This is a genomic window from Nonomuraea sp. NPDC049419, from assembly GCF_040676995.1.
GTDB lineage: Bacteria > Actinomycetota > Actinomycetes > Streptosporangiales > Streptosporangiaceae > Nonomuraea > Nonomuraea salmonea.
The window spans coordinates 291,030-307,291 of sequence record NZ_JBFAQB010000006.1 but is presented as its reverse complement, the minus strand read 5'-3'; the positions used below and the strand labels follow the sequence as shown (position 1 = coordinate 307,291).

Genomic DNA, 16,262 nt, shown 5'->3' with positions numbered 1-16,262 from the left:
CCCGGGTCAGGAGAACCAGTTCGCGCCCAGCTCCTGGATCGTCCTGCTGCCCTTGGGCACGAACAGCGCCTCGCTCAGCACCTGGTTGACGCTCTGGGGCTTGTTCAGCATGGCGAACAGGAACAGCGAGCCGCCGTCGGCCGTACGGAAGCCGTAGACCGAGCTGCGGCCACGGAAGGCGACGTACAGGCCCTTGTAGACCTCGGGGAACGCCTTACGGCTGAAGCTGTCCTTGGCCAGCCGGTAGCCGGAGGCGCCCTCCTTCTTCTCGTTGTTCCAGAAGTTCTGGTACTCCAGCGCCACCGCGCGGGCCATGTCGTCACCGATGTCGGTGATGTAGCCGTCCGCGTCCAGCTCCGGCTTCGGCACGCGCTGCCCCCAGTGCACCGGGGTCACGACGGCCAGCCTGAACGGCTCGCCGCCGGTGCGCAGGAAGGCCAGCAGATGCGCGCGGACATGCCCCTTGACGTCCTTGTACGTCGCCTGCGCCATGAACCACTCGTTGTCGTCGGGCTGGTTCTCCGGCCGCGGCAGGTAGATCACCGGCGTGCCCTGGACGTTGATCGGCCGGTGCTCGGGCTGCTGCCCGAAATCCTCGTGGTTGCGTTCGAGCACGCCTTCGTGCAGGGCCCCCTCCACGAACAGCGCGTCCAGCGTGCTGTTCTTCCGCCACCACTTCGCTTTCTTGACGGTCTTGTTGTACGTGCCCAGCCACTTCCGCATCTCCTGCCCGGCCTGCGCGGCGGTCAGCGCCGGCCTGGTGGGGGAAGGGGTCGGGCTGGTGGGGGAAGGGGTCGGGCTGGGGCTGGCCGGCGGAGCGGTCGGGGAGGGGGACGCCTTCGCCACGGCGGACGGCCGGGCCAGCCCGGGGACCGGCGGCGGCAGCGTCCCGCAACCGGCCAGCCCGGCGACCACGGTCAGGCCCAGCACCGTCCGGCGTACCGACATGCGCCCCCCAATCCGAAATTACGGACATGCCGGAGAGAACATATCGGACGGATCAGGTGGTGGTGAGCTTGCTGGGGTCGGCGGCGTAGACGGTCATCCAGTGCGGGTGCAGCCGGTAGTAGACGACCTCGTTGTCCCAGTCGAAGGCGTCGGCGCCGTAGAAGTCCTGGAAGTACGCCAGCAGGTCGGGCCAGTCCTCGGCGGGCTCGCCGTCCCGCGGGTTGAGGATCTCCACCGTGCCGTGCGCGAACACGCCAAGGTCCTCGCCCCGCATGTGCGCGACGCTGGCGGCCGGGCGGGCCGCGAGGTGGCGGGCCTTGGCGGCGGTGCGCGCCGTGCCGAAGTGCCACTTGCCGCGCAGGAAGTGCCCGTCCGCGCCGCTGATCCGCGGCTCGCCCTTGGCCGTCACGGTGGACAGGGCCAGCGTGCACATGCCCGTCAGGACCTGGGTGAGCTGCTCCGCCGTGAGGGTCCGGTCGGTGACGATCGACTGGAGATGGGAGGTGGAGCGGGACAGCGAGGCGTCGAGCAGGTCCTGGAGCTGCTGAAGGTCTTCCGGTGTTTCGCGCATGAGAGTCCTTAACTATCTGAAGGCCGCGGTTCGCGGACCGATGCGACCATGTTCGACCGAAAAGCCGACACCTTGTGTCTTGTTTCCCGGCCTGATGATCGCAACGCTGATTCAGCCGCTCGACCGCGCCGCCGCCCCCGAACTGCACGCGACCGCCGACCGGGCGGCCCGCGCGATCAAGGGCTTCGGCCTGATCTCCTGACCGGGGTCAGTGCACGCCGCGGATCGTGCCGCCGTCCACCCGGAGCGTGGTGCCCGTGACGTAGTCGGCGAGCGGGCTGCACAAATACAGCACGGCGGCGGCGATCTCCTCGGGACGCCCCAGGCGGCCGGCGTCGTTGGGCACCAGGTCGGCGATGGCGTTCCGCTCGATCTCCGCCCAGGTCTCGCCCCATCCCCGCGCGGGCGCGAGATCGGTGAGCAGGCGCTGGACGGAGTCGACCAGGATGGCGCCGGGCGCGACCGTGTTGGACGTGACCCCGGTTCCCGCGAGCTCACGCGCGAGCGAGACCGCAAGGTTGTGGCGGGCGGCCAGAGTGGCGGTGTAGTGCGGCAGGTCGGCGCCCGGCTGCAGGGCCAGCCCGCCGCCGATCTGGACGACCCGCCCCCACCCGCGCTCCCGCATGCCGGGGAGCAGGCGCTGGATCATGCGGACGCCGGAGACGACGTTCACCTCGTACGTCCGCCGCCACTCCTCGGCCGTGGCCTCCCATCCCCGGTGCGGGTAGGAGCCGGCGTTGTTGACCAGGACGTCGATCGGCCCGCCCGCCAGGGCGGCGGCGGCCGTGGCATCGGCCCCGTCGTCGGTGGCGAGGTCGCCGACGGCCGCGTCGGCGCTGCCTCCCGCGGCCCTGATGGTGGCGGCGACCGCCTCGGCACGCGCCGCGTCGCGCCCGTGCACGACGACCGCCGCGCCCTCGGCGGCCAGGGCGGTGGCGACGGCCGCGCCGAGCCCCGAGCTGGAGCCGGTGACGAGGGCGCGCCTGCCTGCCAGGTGGAGTTCCATGGTGCTCCTCAGATCGTGCCCTTCTGACCAGGGCACACGCGATGTCTACAGTCGTAGACTACGACCAGAGTATACGGTTGTAGACATGACGGTTCCCAAGGCACCCGTGAAACGCCGGCGCGACGCCGCCGCCACCCGGCAGGCGATCCTGGAGGCGGCGATCGCCGCCTTCACCGCGCACGGCTACGCCGGCGTGGGCGTCCGCGACATCGCCGCGAACGCGGGCGTGACCGCGATGCTCATCAACCGCTACTTCGGGTCGAAGGAGCAGCTGTTCGCCGAGGCGGTGGACGCGGCCTTCGCACCGCGTACGGTGATCTCCGGCACCGGCGCGGAGCTGGCGGGGGAGACGGCGCGCACGCTGGTGGCGCGGACCGCGCCCGGCGCGGACGAGCTGGGGCCGTTCCTGCTCATGCTGAGGTCGGCGGCCGACCCCAGGGCGGCGGAGATCATGCGGGCGGCGATCGCCCGGCACCCCGGCAGGCACCTCACCGAGGAGCTGGCGGGGGAGGAGGCGGCGGTGCGGGCCGAGCTGATGCTGGCCCTGCAGGCGGGGGTGTGGCTGATGCGCAGCGTCATCGGCACGGACGCGCTCAAGGACGCCGGCCCGGACGACCTCACCCGCCGGATCCGTGACCTCCTCCAGGTCCTGGCCTGAGGGCGCCGGCGGGCAGCGGGAGGCCGCGCAGACGGGGTTTGTGAATCTTGCCGGAGCCGGTCTTCGGCAGCTCGTCCACGACCTCGACATGGGCGGGGATCTTGTACGCGGCCAGCCGGGGCCGCAGGAAGTCCCGCAGCTCGCCGGCCGTGACGTGCGCCCCGGGACGCAGCACCAGGAACGCGCGGCCGACCTCGCCCCACCTGGCGTCCGGCACGCCGAGCACGGCCACCTCGGCGACCGCCGCGTGCTCGAAGATCGCCGCCTCCACCTCGGCCGGGTAGACGTTCTCCCCGCCCGAGATGAACATGTCCTTCACCCGATCCACCACATAGAGGTGACCGTCCTCGTCCAGCACGGCGAGGTCGCCGGAGCGGAACCAGCCGTCGGAGAACGCGGCCCTGGTCGCCTCGGGGTCACGCCAGTAGCCGGGGGTGACGTTCGGACCCTGGATGAGCACCTCGCCCGGCTCCCCGGCCGCCGCGTCGGTGCCGTCGGGCCGTACGACCCGGACGTTCGAGAAGAACACCGGCACGCCCGCCGACCCCACCTTGCGCACGCTCTGGTCGGCCTCCAGGAAGGTGGCGCCGGGAGCGGTCTCGGTGAGCCCGTAGCCCTGGCAGAACACCAGCCCGCGCTCCTGGTACGTGCGGATCAGCGCGGCCGGCACCGACGCCCCGCCCGCCATGAGGTGCCGCAGCGACGACAGGTCGGCCCCGGCCCACCGGGGCGAGCCGGCGAACGCGGCGAACATCGTGGTCACCCCGAACATCCAGGTGACGCCGTGCTTCTCGATGAGGTCGTAGCACGCGTCCACCTCCCACGACGGCATGATCACCGAACGGCCGCCCTTGAGGAAGGTCGGCAGCAGCGTCTGGTTCAGGGCCGCGACGTGGAACAGCGGCGCGCTGATCAGCGTCGTCTCGTCGCTGGTGACGTCCACGCCGAGCAGCAGGTTGAAGCAGTTCCACACCAGGTTGCCGTGGGTGAGCGTGGCGCCCTTGGGGCGGCCCGTCGTGCCGGAGGTGTAGAGGATGAGCGCCGGGTCGTCGAGGTCGGCGGGCGTGTCGATCGGGGTGGGGTCGCCCTGGGCGAGCCAGCTCTCGTACTGCCCCTCGCCGAGCGCGACCCGCCGCCCCGGCCCGTCCGGCAGGGCGCGGACGACGTCGGCGCACTCGGGCGCGTAGATCAGCGTCTCCGCGCCCGAATGGTCCAGCATGTACGCCACCTCGGGCGCCGCCAGCCGGAAGTTCAGCGGGACGAAGATCGCGCCGAGCAGGTGCGCGGCGAACATCGTCTCGACGAAGGCCGGATGGTTACGCCCGAGGTAGGCGACCCGGTCACCCGCCCCCACTCCTGAGGCGCGCAGCTGAGCCGCCAGCCGCGTCGTCCTGTCGTGGACCTCGGCGTAGGTGACGGAACGGCCGTCGAAGACGAACGCGGTCCGCTCCGGCGTCATCATGGCCCGGCGGGCGGGCCAGCCTCCCAGTCCGGTGTTGCGCATGCGGTGTACGGCCTCCTGTCGGCGAGGGGGGATCGGCCAGGACCCGGCCGGCGGGCAGGGGGTGGTCAGGCGTAGTGGCGGTAGATGGCGCGGGCGACGCAGGCCGGCCGGTCCGAGCCCTCGATCTCGACCTTGAAGTCGAGGTGCATCTGCACGCCGTCGTTCGGGACGTCCTCGACGGAGGCGACGACCGCGCCCAGCCGCACCCGGGCGCCCACCTTGACCGGGCTGGGGAAGCGCACCTTGTCCAGGCCGTAGTTGATGCTCATCTTGACGCCTTGGATGTCGAGCAGTTCGGTGAACAGCGGGATGAGCAGCGCCAGCGTCAGGTAGCCGTGCGCGATCGTCGCGCCGAACGGCCCGTCCGCGGCCCTGACCGGATCGACGTGGATCCACTGGTGGTCGTTCGTGGCGTCGGCGAAGGTGTTGACGCGGTCCTGGGAGATCTCCAGCCAGGCGCTGTGGCCGAGGTCCTTGCCGGCCAGGGCCTTGAGCTCCGTCAGTCCGTGCGCGGTGGTCGTCATCAGGCGTTTCCCTTCAAGCCGAGCAGGCGGGCGGCGTTGTCCTTGAGGATCTTCGGGCGGACCTCCGGCTTGATCTCGAGCTTGTCGAAGTCGCTCAGCCAGCGGTCCGGGGTGATCACGGGATAGTCGGAGCCGAAGAGCACCTTGTCCTTCAGCAGCGAGTTTGCGTACCTGACGAGCTGCGGCGGGAAGTACTTCGGCGACCAGCCGGACAGGTCGATGTAGACGTACGGCTTGTGGGTGGCGACCGCGAGCGCCTCGTCCTGCCAGGGGAACGAGGGGTGGGCGAGGATGATCCGCAGCTCGGGGAAGTCCACGGCCACGTCGTCCACCAGCAGCGGGTTGCTGTACCTGAGCCGGATGCCGCCGCCGCCTGGCACGCCCGCGCCGATGCCGGTCTGCCCGGTGTGGAACAGGGCGGGCACGCCCAGCTCCTCGATGGCCTCGTACAGCGGGTAGGCCATGGGGTCGTTGGGGGAGAAGCCCTGGATGCTGGGATGGAACTTGAAGCCGCGCACGCCGTAGTCGTCGACCAGCCGCCGCGCCTCGCGCACCCCCGCCCTGCCCTTCCAGGGATCGACGCTGGCGAACGGGATCAGCACGTCGGCGTGCTCGGCGCAGCCCTCGGCGACCTCCTCGTTCGCGATGCGCGGGTGCCCGGTGGCGTGCTCGGCGTCCACGGTGAACACCACCGCCGCCATCTTCCGCTCCCGGTAGTACGCGGCCGTCTCGGCGATCGTCGGCTGCCGGTGGCCGTGGGCCTTGAAGTACTCCTCCGAGGCGCCGAACAGCTCGGGGCTGAGCGAGCGGTGGCCGTCCTTGGAGATCTCGGCGTGGGTGTGCACGTCGATCGCGACCAGGCCGGCGACGTCCATGGCCGCCATCTCAGGCATCCTGCCCGGAGTCGGCGGGCGCCTTGGGAGCGGGGATCCCGTACGTCTCGGGCTCGGCGCCGACGCCGGCCTGCCACGACTCGGCGATGGCGTCGGCCGTCCAGCCTCCGTCGGCGAAGGCGACGGCCTTCTCGGCGGGGTGCGACCACAGCGCGAGCCGGTCGCCGCCGATCCCGATCGCCTGGCCGGTGATCCCGGCGGAGGCGTCCGAGGCGAGGAAGACGATGAGCTCCGCGACGTCCTCGACGGTGCCCATGCCCTCGTCCCTGCGCAGCCAGGCGGGGAACGGCTCGCCGGTCCGCTCGGCCTCCTCGATGACGGGCGCGAAGGCGGGGATGGTCTTGGTCATCTCCGTCGCCGCGACCGGGACGACCGCGTTGACCGTGACGTTCGCCCTGGCCAGCTCCATCGCCCAGGTTCTGGCCATGGCCACGATCCCGGCCTTGGCGGCGGCGTAGTTGGTCTGGCCGAAGTTGCCGCGCTGCCCGGCGGGGGAGGAGATGAGGATCAGCCGCCCGCCCTCGCCCTGCTCGCGCATCTTGACGGCGGCGGCCCGCGCGCAGGTGAAGGTGCCGCGCAGGTGCACGTCGATGACGGCGTCGAAGTCGTCGTCCGACATCTTCCACAGCACCTTGTCGCGCAGGATGCCGGCGTTGGTCACCATCACGTCCAGCCGGCCGAACTCGCTGACGGCGGTCTCGACCAGCTGCTCGGCCGCCTTGGCGGAGCCGACCGGGGCGACGACCTCGCGGGCCCGGCCGCCCTTGCCGGTGATGCCCGCGACGACCTGGGCCGCCGCTTCGGCGTCCACGTCGTTGACGATCACCGCCGCTCCGGCCGCGGCCAGCGCCTCGGCGTACGCGCGGCCGAGCCCGCGGCCCGCACCTGTGACAACGGCGACCTTGCCGGAAAGATCCATGGGATTCCCCCTGAAGTGATAAGGCGGACGAAAGCGAATATATGTCACTGTTCTGACGGGCGTCAAAGATTTGCCCAACGTTAGCGGTCTGCCTACGCTCGTGCTGTGACGCGTACCGAGGGGAACGACTCCCGCCAGGCGGCCGCGCGGCCGCAGTCCCTGCTGCTCAGCTTCCTGGGCATCTACGTCCTGGGCCAGGGCACGGCCGTCTACTCGGGCAGCCTCATCGAGGTGTTCGCCCGGCTCGGCGTCTCCGAGGAGGCGGTCAGGTCCACGCTGGCCCGCATGGCCAAGCGCGGCCTGCTGGCCCGCCACCGCAGGGGGCGCAAGACGTACTTCGGGCTCACCGACCGCGCGGAGGAGGTGCTGGAGGACGGGCGCCGGCGCGTCTGGGAGACCGGCGCGGTCAACCGCGCGTGGGACGGCACCTGGACCCTCGTCGGGTTCTCGCTGCCCGACAGCTCCACCCGGCACGACCTGCGCTCCCAGCTCATCTGGGCCGGCTTCGGCCTGCTGCAGAGCGGCCTGTGGATCGCGCCGGGCACCAAGGACGTGCACGGCATCCTCGCCTCCCTCGAGGCGAGCGACCTGCGGGTCTCCGACCACGTCACCGTGCTGCAGGCCAGGGCGCTCGGCCCCACGGAGTCGGCCGACATCGTGCGCAAGGCGTTCGCCATCGACGAGATCGCCGGCCGCTACCGCGCCTTCCTCGACCGCTGGGACACCGAGCACCCGGCGCCCGAGGCGGCCGACGATCTCGCCCGCCAGCTCCTCCTGCACACCGACTGGCTGCAGCTCATCCGGCAGGACCCGCACCTTCCGGCCGAGCACCTGCCGCCCGGCTGGCCGGCGATCCGCGCCGAGCAGGTCTTCCACCGGCTGGCCCGCGTCTATGAGCCGCCCGCGGCGACGCTCGCCTCGGAGATCGTCGAGACGTCCGACGACCCCGAGCGCGGCAGGACCACGGTCTCCAGCCACTGACCGACCTGTTCGGCCACGTCGCCGCCGAAGGTGCGGGTGTCGACGTTGTCGGCGTGCACCTCGATCACCGGGAACCCGGCCGACTCCAGCGCCCTGGCCGTGAAGTAGCTGCCCCTGGGGTCGTCGGAGACCAGGTGCACGACGCCGTCGATGCCGTGCAGGCGGGCCTCCTTGACGTACCACTCGCTCGACCACGGCGGCGTGTAGAGCTGGTCGCCGAACGCGGCGAAGCGCGCCGCCAGCGCCCGCATGGGGTCGTCGCCGTAGCGGATGTAGCCGTCGGCGGCGATGGCGAGGTACATCGACCAGACGAAGACCGCGCCGTACTCCTCCTGGAAGCGCTGGTAGAAGCCCATGTCGTACCAGAGGCCGCGGCCGATCCACATCAGCCTGGCCCGCTCCTTCTCGCAGGCGCCGACGCCCGCGTCCACGCGTTCGCGCACCTCCTCGTAGAAGCTCTTGGCGAGGTCGCGGGCCCACTCGGTGCCGCGGTGCCACTGCGGCAGCATGACGCTGGGGATGCTGTCCACCACGCCGAGCGGCGCCGGGCGGGCGCGGGCGATGAGGTCGCGGGCCTTCCTGTTCCACTCCTCCTGCTCGTTGACCAGGGCCATCACCTGGCGGAAGCGGGACTCGTCGAACCGCCTGCCGGTGGTCGTCTCCAGGAACCTGACGAGGTTCTCCAGCTCCGCGGTGAGCAGGTCGAGCCGGGCCGGGCCGACGGCCTCCTCCCACCGGTGCGGCATCAGCTCCCACCAGTTGACCGGCACCTCGTTCTCGGCCGCGCTCTCCAGGGGGAAGAAGGTGACGCCCGGCTCGTGCCCCCAGACGTCGAAGATCTTGCGGGTGACGTCGCCGGTGGCGTCGCCGACGATGATGTCCGGTTTCGGCAGGCCGCCCCACGGGCCCGCATCGGGGTCGGGGTCGAACGCGGAGCCGAGGGTGACCGCGTTGTACTGCTCGGAGTAGTCGGGGTAGCCGCGCTGCCGTACGAGGTCGAGGTAGTGCCCCGAGCGCTGCTTGGCGGTCACCAGGGACGCCCACCACTGGCCGACCGCGTACGGGATGTCCATCGTGCGGAAGATCTCGTGCGGGACGTCCGCGTTGAGCAGCGCGAACGGCTCGCCGGCGGCGACCCGGCGGCGCAGCTCGGCGAACCATTCGCGCTGGTGCCTGCCCGCCTCCGCCGCCGTGGCGAGGGACTTCACGCTGCGTGAGCTCACTTCGGGCATGCAGGTTCCTTCCGCAGGGCGGCCAGGTCGGCGCGCCCGTACTCCTGGTGTTCGAGCAGCACGGCCGGGATGTCCAGGGCCGCGCGCTGCGCGGGGAAGTCCCACGCCGGTGCCTCGTCGGACTCGCGGCAGTAGGAGACGAACAGTTCGGCCCGGCAGCGGCGGACGGCCGCCGCCGCGTACGCGGCCCGCGCGCCCGGCGTGGCCCGGTGCGCGGTCAGGGTGCCGCGATGGTAATGCTCGGCCAGCGCGTCGAGGCTCGCCGTGCCCACCGGGCCGGTGACGGCGAGGTCGCCGAAGGAGTGGTCCTCGCCGACGATCACGTGGCCCTCGGCCTCGATGGCCTCGTACACGTGCGGCGTGTCGTGGGCGCTGCCGCTCAGGAAGACCCGCCGCCCGGTGTGCTCGTCGAGCCGGTCCGCCTCCGACAGCAGCCTGGCCAGCAGCGCGATGTGCTCGGTCACCGGCAGGGCGGCGTTCGCCGCCGCGAGGAACTGCCGCCCGGTGAGCCGGGCGGGCACGACCCTGCGCAGCTCGGCGACGGCGGCCAGCAGCCGGCGCCGCTCGTCGTGTGCCGCCACCGCCCCGGCGAGGTCGAGCCTGCGGCCGGTCCACGCCTCCAGGCGGGCGGCGAACTCGCCGACCCTGCGCCGGTTGTAGCGGGCGGTCGTGCGGTGCGGCAGGTGCAGCAGGTCCACCAGGTACGCCTCGGGCAGCCCCCGGCCCGGCTCCACGCGGCGCAGCTCCCGCAGCGCGTAGAACAGCCGCAGCGACGCCTCGCAGTCGTGGCTGACGACCACCCGGTCCAGGTCGCCGAAGGCGCCGTCGAGCAGCCGGGTGAGCACCGAGCGGGCCGCCGGGTCCACCCCGCGCCCCAGAAAGCGGTCGCCGGGCTCCGAGCCGGACTCCGGGTCGCCGGTGAGCCGGATCGCGCGCAGCCCGGCGGCGGTCAGCAGCTCGACCGGTACGTCAGCGCCGACGTAACCGACGGCAGGGCCCTGCCGGGTGCGGCGGGCGTACGCCTCCTCAAGCGCGGCCAGTGCGCCGCCCACGTCAGATCACCCCTTCGTCGGCCAGCGTCTTCAGCTCCTCGGCCGAGTAGCCGAGCAGCCCGCCGTAGATCTCGTCGTTGTGCTCGCCGAGCCCCGGCGCCGGCCGGTCGAGCGCCGCCTCCGAGCCGGAGAAGCGGATCGGCACACCCGTGCCGTACAGGTCGCCGGGGTCGCCGTGCCGGGGATGCGTCAGCGGCACGACCTCCTCGCGCTCCAGCACCAGCGGGTCGCGTACGGCGTCGCCCGGCTCGCGCACCTCGGCGGCCGGCACCCCGTGCCGCGCCAGCAGGTCGAGGACCTCGGCGAGCGGGCGGTCCGCCGCCCACGCGCCCACCAGCTCGTGCAGCTCCCCGGCGTTGGCCACTCGCGCGTCGCGGGTGGCGAAGCGCGGGTCGGCGGCCAGGTCGTCGCGGCCCATCGCGGTGAACAGGCCGCGCGCGAAGGCGTCGGTGGGCCCGCACAAGGCGAACCAGCCGTCCGCGGCCCTGAACGTGCCGAACGGCGCCAGCCTGGGCACGGTCGCCCCCGTCCGCATGGGCAGGCCCAGCTTCTCGTAGGCGTCGAACGGCTCGCACGCCACCAGTGAGGTGAGCGCCCCGAGCATGGACACGTCCACGTGCTGGCCCTGGCCCGTCGCGTCGGCCCGCAGGACCGCGGCCAGCGTGCCGATCACCGCGTACAGCGGCGCGACCAGGTCGCCCACCGGCAGCCCGAAGCGGACCGGCGGCTCGCCGGGCGCGCCCGCGGTCATCATCACGCCGCTCAGCGCCTGGATGATGGTGTCCATCGCCTTGCCGGAGCCGGGGCCGCCCTGCCCGCCGAAGCCGCTGATCGACGTGCACACGATGCGCGGGTTGATCGCGCCGGCCCAGTCGTGATCGATGCCGAGCCGCGCCGTCACGCCCGCGCTGTAGTTGTCGATCATGATGTCGGAGACCTTGACCAGCCTGCCCAGCACGTCCCGCGCCTGGGGATGCTTGAGGTTGAGCGTGACGCTCTGCTTGTTGCGGCCGCGCAGGAGCATCGACACCGACATGTCGTCCTCCGCGCCGCGGGCCAGCGACAGCCCGCCCGCGCCGAGGTAGGGGGCGTTGTTGCGGGAGCTGTCGCCGCCGGTCAGCGGGTTCTCCACCTTGATGACGCGGGCGCCGAGCCCGGCCAGCAGCAGGGTCGCGTACGGGCCGGACAGCGCGGTGGTCAGATCGATCACCGTACGGCCGGCCAGCGGGCGCTCAGCCATGCAGCACCACCTCGTCACCCTCCCAGCGGAACTCCGTCTTCAGGCCCGCCTGCCGCGTGATGCGCTCGATGTAGGCCACCACCTTGCGGCCCTGCGCGTCGTCGCCGAGCGGCACCGGGCGGCCCGCGTCGTCGATCCAGCACGGCACCAGACCGGCCGAGACCAGGCCGTCGCGGTCGAAGCGGCACAGCGCGATCGCGGTGTTGCGGCTCTCCGGATGGAACGGGTAGTACGGCATGTCCGGGTCGGGGGCGAAGCCGTAGAGCTCGACCCGGCGGCGCGCCCATTCGGCCCGCTCGCCCTCGTCGCCCGACGCGGGTGTCAGCGCGTGGGTGACGGTCACGAAGTTGCCCAGCCCGTGATAGATCGGCTTACCTCGGTACATCTCGACGCCCCGCATGATGTGGGCGTGGTGCGCGAACACGGCCTGCGCGCCCGCGTCGATCGCGGCGTGCGCGACCGGCCGCTCGTACATCGCGAGCACCGCCGGCGTGTGCCCGACGCCCTTGTGCAGCGACACCAGCACCACGTCGGCCTCGCCCGCCAGGGCCTCGACGTCGGCCGCCATCCGCTCCAGCCCCGCCGGGTCGGCGAAGGTGTAGATCTCGGGCGGGCCGCCGGGGCTGGCGTGGTCGAGCTCGTAGTGGGTGAGCACCTTGACGTACGCGCAGCCCGGCTTGCGGCTGGTCGCCCACGACTCGCGGGGGCCGACGCAGTTGTAGCTCAGCACGCCGACCCGCAGCCCGTCGCGGGTCACGATCGCGGGACGGCGGGCCTCGGCTAGCGTCATGCCGGCGCCTGCGGTGGCCATCCCGGCCTCGGTCGCGTACGTGATGGTGTCGGCCACGCCCTGGTCGCCGACGTCGTAGACGTGGTTGCCCGCGAGCGTCACCACGTGGAAACCGGCCTCGGCGACCGCGCGCAGCGCGGCGGGGTCGGCGGGCGGCGCCGGCACGTCGGTGCTGACCTGGGCGGTGGACGTGCTGTGCGGCACCTCCACGTGGCCGATCACCACGCCGCCCCGGCTCAGCGTCTCCCGGGCGGGGACGAAGAAGGACGCGGGATCGGGCTCGTCGACGACCAGGTCGCCGACGGCCATCACCGTGAGACTCAAGACGTGCTCTCCTCTACAGGGGTCTTTCCGGCCTGGCCGGTGAAGCGCGACAGGAAGCTGCGCAGGCGGGGCGAGGAGGGGGCGTCGAAGATCTCCTTCGGCGTGCCGGTCGCGGCCACGCGGCCCTCCTCCATGAAGACGCAGCGGTCGGCCACCTCGCGGGCGAAGCTCATCTCGTGCGTCACGATGATCATGGTCATGCCGCCGCGCGCCAGGTCGCGGACGACGCTCAGCACCTCGTCCACCAGCTCGGGGTCCAGGGCGCTGGTCGGCTCGTCGAACAGCATGATCCGCGGGTTCGTGGCCAGGGCCCTGGCGATGGCGACGCGCTGCTGCTGTCCGCCGGAGAGCATCCGGGGATGGGCGTCCGCCTTGCCGGCCAGCCCCACCCGCTCCAGCAGCCGCAGCGCCTCCGCGCGCGCCTGCCCGGGGTCGCGGCCGTGCACCGCCACCTGCGCCTCGACCACGTTGCGCAGCACGCTCCAGTGGCCGAACAGGTTGAACTGCTGGAAGACCATGCCCATGCGGCTGCGCTGGGCGGCCACCCTGCGGTCCGGCAGCGGGCGCAGGTGGCCCCGGTGCCTCTCGTAGCCGAGCAGCTCCCCGTCGAGGTACATCGCCCCGCCGTCGATGCTCTCCAGCTGGTGGACGCAGCGCACCAGCGTGGACTTGCCCGACCCGGACGGGCCGATGACGGTGACCACCTCGCCCTCGTGCACGTCGAGGCTCACCCCGTCGAGCGCCGCGTGGCCGCCGAACCGCTTGCGCACGTCACGGACGTGCAGGACCGGCGTGTCGCTCACCGCTGCCCCTTCCCGAAGTGCCGCTCCAGGCGTCGCTGGCCGAGCGAGAGCACGGTGACCACCGCGAGATACCAGGCGCAGGCCACGATCAGCAGCGGCACGATCTCGTACGTCCTGTTGTAGATCACCTGCACGGAGTAGAGCAGGTCGGCCATCGCGATCACGCTGACCAGCGAGGTGCCCTTGAGCAGGCTGATGAACTGGCTGCCGGTGGGCGGCACGATCACCCGCATCGCCTGGGGCAGCACGACCTTGACGAACCCCTGCCCGGCGGTGAACCCCATCGCGCGGGCCGCGTCACGCTGCCCGTGGTCCACGGCCAGGATGCCCGCCCTGACGATCTCCGCCATGTACGCGGCCTCGTGCAGGGTGAGCCCGATGATCGCGGCGGTGAGCGAGCTGATCACGGAGTTGGTCGGCCACGAGACGAACGTCGGCCCGAACGGGATGCCCAGCGAGATGCGCGGCAGCAGGTAGCCGAGGTTGAACCAGAAGATCAGCTGCACCAGCGGCGGGATCCCGCGGAACACCGCCACGTAGATCCCGCAGGCCCAGACCACCGGCTTGAACCCGCTCAACCGGCCGGCCGCGAGCAGCACCCCGAGGAGGCTGCCCAGCGTCATGCCGATGACGGTGAGCAGCAGCGACATGCCGAGGCCGCGCAGGATGTTCGGGTCGAAGAGGTAGCTGCCGGCCACCGCCCACTCGAAGCGCGGGTTGGTGAGCAGGAACCAGACGAACTGCGCGGCCAGCACGAGCAGCACGGCTCCGGCCACCCAGCGCAGGGGGCGGACGCGGGGCCGGGCGGACGCGATGTCCACGCGGGCGTCCATGGGGGCGTCCATGCCGGCTTCTGCGGGGGCGAAGCTCACTGCGCGCCCGCCGTGTTCAGCGCGGGCTCCTCGACGGCGACGTTCTGGAGCCCGTACTTGTCCATGATCTTCTTGTACTCGCCGTTCTTGAAGATCTCCTTGAACGCGTCGAGCATGACCGGGCCGAGTCCGCTCGACTTGGGCACCAGCATCGCCAGCTGGTCGACGCCGGCGCCCTGCTCGTCGGTCTGGGTGACGTAGGTGAAGGCGTCCTTCTCCTTGCCCAGCACGTCGAGCGCGGCGCTCTCGGTCATGCCCGCGGCGTCGGCGCGGCCCGACCGGGCGGCGAGGATGGTGCCGTTGGTGTCGGCGAGGCCGATGAACTCGATCTTCGGCTTGCCCTGCTTGGCGCACCAGTCGGTCAGGCGCTTGGCCTGGTCCTCCACGATGCTGCCCGCGGTGCCCGCGACGCGCTTGCCGCACAGGTCCGCCGAGCTCTTGATGGCCGCCGACCCGGACTTGGGGATCAGGTAGGAGGTCCTGGTGACCATCCACACGATCGCGTCGAACTGCTTCTCGCGCTCGGCGGTGTCCTTGACCGGGCCGTTGAAGGCGTCGTAGCGGGAGGCCAGCATGCCGGACAGCGCCGCGGGAAGCCCGTTGACGATCGAGATCTCGGTGCGGACTCCCAGCACCTTGCCGAGCGCGTCCTGCAGCTCCTTGTCGATGCCGGTGACGGTCTTGCCGTCGTTGGCGACGATCCGGTAGGGCGGATGCGAATCACCGGCAAATCGGATGACGCCCGCCTCCTTCACGGCATCGGGCAGGGCGTCGTACAGAGCCGTCGCGCCGGCCGGCCGCTGCGGCTCGCCGCCGCCTCCGCCGCACGCCGAGGCGGAGGCGAGCGTCACGGCCGCCGCGCCCGCGAGCATGGTCCTGGACAGTCTCATGGTGGTCCTTCCGCGACCGGCTAATGATGCAGTTAGTTTTGCGGTCGTTGGGGCAAGTGTCACATCTCAGGGTGCACACCTGTCAAGGGCCCACTGTGCGGCGGGGACGGTCAGGAGGGGGTGAGGATGGAGCCGGTCCCGTGGTGGGAGACCAGGCCGGCCAGCGCCGGGTCGAACTCCGCGACGATCTGCCTGACGCGGAACTCGGCGAGCGGCCCGAGGGTGTCGTAGATCTCGACGAAGAGCTTGCGCGCCGCCGCGCGCGGCCAGTCCGCGGGCAGCAGCTCGGCGGGCAGGTCGGGGTCGTGGTTGGGGAACGTCCGCCAGGTGTCCATGATCCCCGAGCGGGCCACCAGCGCCTCCGACGCGCCGACGGTGCCCTTGCGCACGCGGTCGAGGAGGGGCGCGTACTGGGCGACGAACCCCTCGTACGTGCGGCGCAGCTGCTCGAAGTCCCACGCCTCCTGCGGCGCCCGCATGCCGGGCAGGTCGAGCGCCTCGGCGCGGAAGACCGTCGCCATGGGGATCTCCAGCTCGCTCAGCACCGCCGCCGCGCTGTCGGCGTCGGCCCTGGGCGAGACCCACAGCCCGTCGTAGAGCGGGGCGAAGCCCAGCCAGCGCAGGCGCGCCCGCAGCGTGTGGCGCAGGTCGCGCTGCTCCTCGGAGATGGAGAAGGCGGCCATCACCCACCTGCCGTCCCAGGCCCCCTGCTCCAGGCCGAACGACATGATCCGCTGGCGGCCCTCCTGCAGCACCGCGGCGGCCTGGTCGGTCAGCCGGTAGTAGGTGCGCCGCCCCGACTTCGACGACACCAGCAGGTCCCGCTTGGTCAGGCGGCTCAGCGCGGCCCGCGCGGCCACGGGCGAGACGCCGAACTCCTCGGTCAGCCGCACCAGCGCCGCCGAGGGCAGCTGCTCGGGCCGGCTGATCCAGTAGTCGCCGAGCAACGTGGTGATCAGGTGCTGCGGGGGCGCGCCCACCTGGTAGCGCGGAAAGTCGACGTCTACAGCTTCGGCCAGTTTCCGGTCATTCACATCCCGAGTATATTGACAACG

17 protein-coding genes are annotated in these 16,262 nt (G+C 72.0%); 2 read left to right on the top strand and 15 right to left on the bottom strand.

The window, feature by feature from the left end:
• Positions 1-6 precede the first annotated feature (6 nt).
• From AB0K12_RS21110 to AB0K12_RS21100, 3 genes are all read right to left on the bottom strand, one after another.
• The gene (locus AB0K12_RS21110) at positions 7-948 is read right to left on the bottom strand and encodes a hypothetical protein (RefSeq protein ID WP_364563502.1); all 942 of its coding nucleotides are present in this window, start codon (positions 946-948) and stop codon (positions 7-9) included.
• A gap of 52 nt (positions 949-1,000) precedes the next feature.
• Positions 1,001-1,519: a pyridoxamine 5'-phosphate oxidase family protein gene (locus AB0K12_RS21105; protein ID WP_364563499.1), complete on the bottom strand. Its 519-nt coding sequence runs from the start codon at positions 1,517-1,519 to the stop codon at positions 1,001-1,003.
• 208 nt (positions 1,520-1,727) lie between these two features.
• Entirely contained in the window at positions 1,728-2,525 is a 798-nt protein-coding gene (locus AB0K12_RS21100) for an SDR family NAD(P)-dependent oxidoreductase (RefSeq protein WP_364563496.1), read from the bottom strand.
• Between the two features lie 85 nt (positions 2,526-2,610).
• On the opposite strand from AB0K12_RS21100, the gene AB0K12_RS21095 reads away from it, so the two are divergent.
• Positions 2,611-3,183, top strand: coding sequence for a TetR family transcriptional regulator (locus AB0K12_RS21095; protein ID WP_364563493.1), 573 nt, complete (start codon positions 2,611-2,613; stop codon positions 3,181-3,183).
• Here the strand turns inward: AB0K12_RS21095 and AB0K12_RS21090 are convergent.
• The 4 genes from AB0K12_RS21090 to AB0K12_RS21075 all read right to left on the bottom strand — a co-directional run bounded on the left by AB0K12_RS21090 (position 3,143) and on the right by AB0K12_RS21075 (position 7,023).
• Positions 3,143-4,687: a long-chain fatty acid--CoA ligase gene (locus AB0K12_RS21090; protein ID WP_364563490.1), complete on the bottom strand. Its 1,545-nt coding sequence runs from the start codon at positions 4,685-4,687 to the stop codon at positions 3,143-3,145. The genes AB0K12_RS21095 and AB0K12_RS21090 overlap by 41 nt on opposite strands.
• Before the next feature lie 65 nt (positions 4,688-4,752).
• A complete protein-coding gene (locus AB0K12_RS21085; protein ID WP_364563488.1) occupies positions 4,753-5,211 on the bottom strand; it encodes a MaoC family dehydratase in 459 nt (152 codons plus the stop codon).
• Positions 5,211-6,086 (bottom strand): amidohydrolase family protein, encoded by an 876-nt coding sequence (locus AB0K12_RS21080; RefSeq protein WP_364563960.1) that lies wholly within the window; start codon positions 6,084-6,086, stop codon positions 5,211-5,213. The genes AB0K12_RS21085 and AB0K12_RS21080 overlap by 1 nt, the downstream gene beginning before the upstream one ends.
• Positions 6,087-6,096: 10 nt before the next feature.
• Positions 6,097-7,023: an SDR family NAD(P)-dependent oxidoreductase gene (locus AB0K12_RS21075; RefSeq protein WP_364563486.1), complete on the bottom strand. Its 927-nt coding sequence runs from the start codon at positions 7,021-7,023 to the stop codon at positions 6,097-6,099.
• Positions 7,024-7,128: 105 nt separating this feature from the next.
• Between AB0K12_RS21075 and AB0K12_RS21070 the strand changes: the two genes are divergently transcribed.
• Positions 7,129-8,004 carry a PaaX family transcriptional regulator C-terminal domain-containing protein gene (locus AB0K12_RS21070; protein WP_364563483.1) on the top strand — a complete coding sequence of 292 codons (876 nt, stop codon included), beginning with the start codon at positions 7,129-7,131 and terminating at the stop codon, positions 8,002-8,004.
• Here the strand turns inward: AB0K12_RS21070 and AB0K12_RS21065 are convergent.
• The 8 genes from AB0K12_RS21065 to AB0K12_RS21030 form a co-directional block, all read right to left on the bottom strand.
• Positions 7,914-9,236: a 2-hydroxyacyl-CoA dehydratase family protein gene (locus AB0K12_RS21065; RefSeq protein WP_364563480.1), complete on the bottom strand. Its 1,323-nt coding sequence runs from the start codon at positions 9,234-9,236 to the stop codon at positions 7,914-7,916. The genes AB0K12_RS21070 and AB0K12_RS21065 overlap by 91 nt on opposite strands.
• On the bottom strand, positions 9,224-10,288 hold the full coding sequence (locus AB0K12_RS21060; RefSeq protein ID WP_364563478.1) for a 2-hydroxyacyl-CoA dehydratase family protein: 1,065 nt from the start codon (positions 10,286-10,288) through the stop codon (positions 9,224-9,226). The genes AB0K12_RS21065 and AB0K12_RS21060 overlap by 13 nt, the downstream gene beginning before the upstream one ends.
• Before the next feature lies 1 nt (position 10,289).
• Positions 10,290-11,528, bottom strand: coding sequence for a CoA transferase (locus AB0K12_RS21055; RefSeq protein WP_364563475.1), 1,239 nt, complete (start codon positions 11,526-11,528; stop codon positions 10,290-10,292).
• Entirely contained in the window at positions 11,521-12,642 is a 1,122-nt protein-coding gene (locus tag AB0K12_RS21050) for a CapA family protein (protein WP_364563472.1), read from the bottom strand. The genes AB0K12_RS21055 and AB0K12_RS21050 overlap by 8 nt, the downstream gene beginning before the upstream one ends.
• Positions 12,639-13,445, bottom strand: a complete 807-nt coding sequence (locus AB0K12_RS21045) for an amino acid ABC transporter ATP-binding protein (RefSeq protein WP_364563470.1) — start codon at positions 13,443-13,445, stop codon at positions 12,639-12,641. The genes AB0K12_RS21050 and AB0K12_RS21045 overlap by 4 nt, the downstream gene beginning before the upstream one ends.
• Positions 13,442-14,290, bottom strand: coding sequence for an amino acid ABC transporter permease (locus tag AB0K12_RS21040; protein ID WP_364563468.1), 849 nt, complete (start codon positions 14,288-14,290; stop codon positions 13,442-13,444). The genes AB0K12_RS21045 and AB0K12_RS21040 overlap by 4 nt, the downstream gene beginning before the upstream one ends.
• A gap of 23 nt (positions 14,291-14,313) precedes the next feature.
• The gene (locus AB0K12_RS21035; RefSeq protein ID WP_364563465.1) at positions 14,314-15,207 is read right to left on the bottom strand and encodes a transporter substrate-binding domain-containing protein; all 894 of its coding nucleotides are present in this window, start codon (positions 15,205-15,207) and stop codon (positions 14,314-14,316) included.
• 110 nt (positions 15,208-15,317) lie between these two features.
• Positions 15,318-16,241: a PaaX family transcriptional regulator C-terminal domain-containing protein gene (locus AB0K12_RS21030; protein ID WP_364563462.1), complete on the bottom strand. Its 924-nt coding sequence runs from the start codon at positions 16,239-16,241 to the stop codon at positions 15,318-15,320.
• Positions 16,242-16,262: the final 21 nt, after the last annotated feature.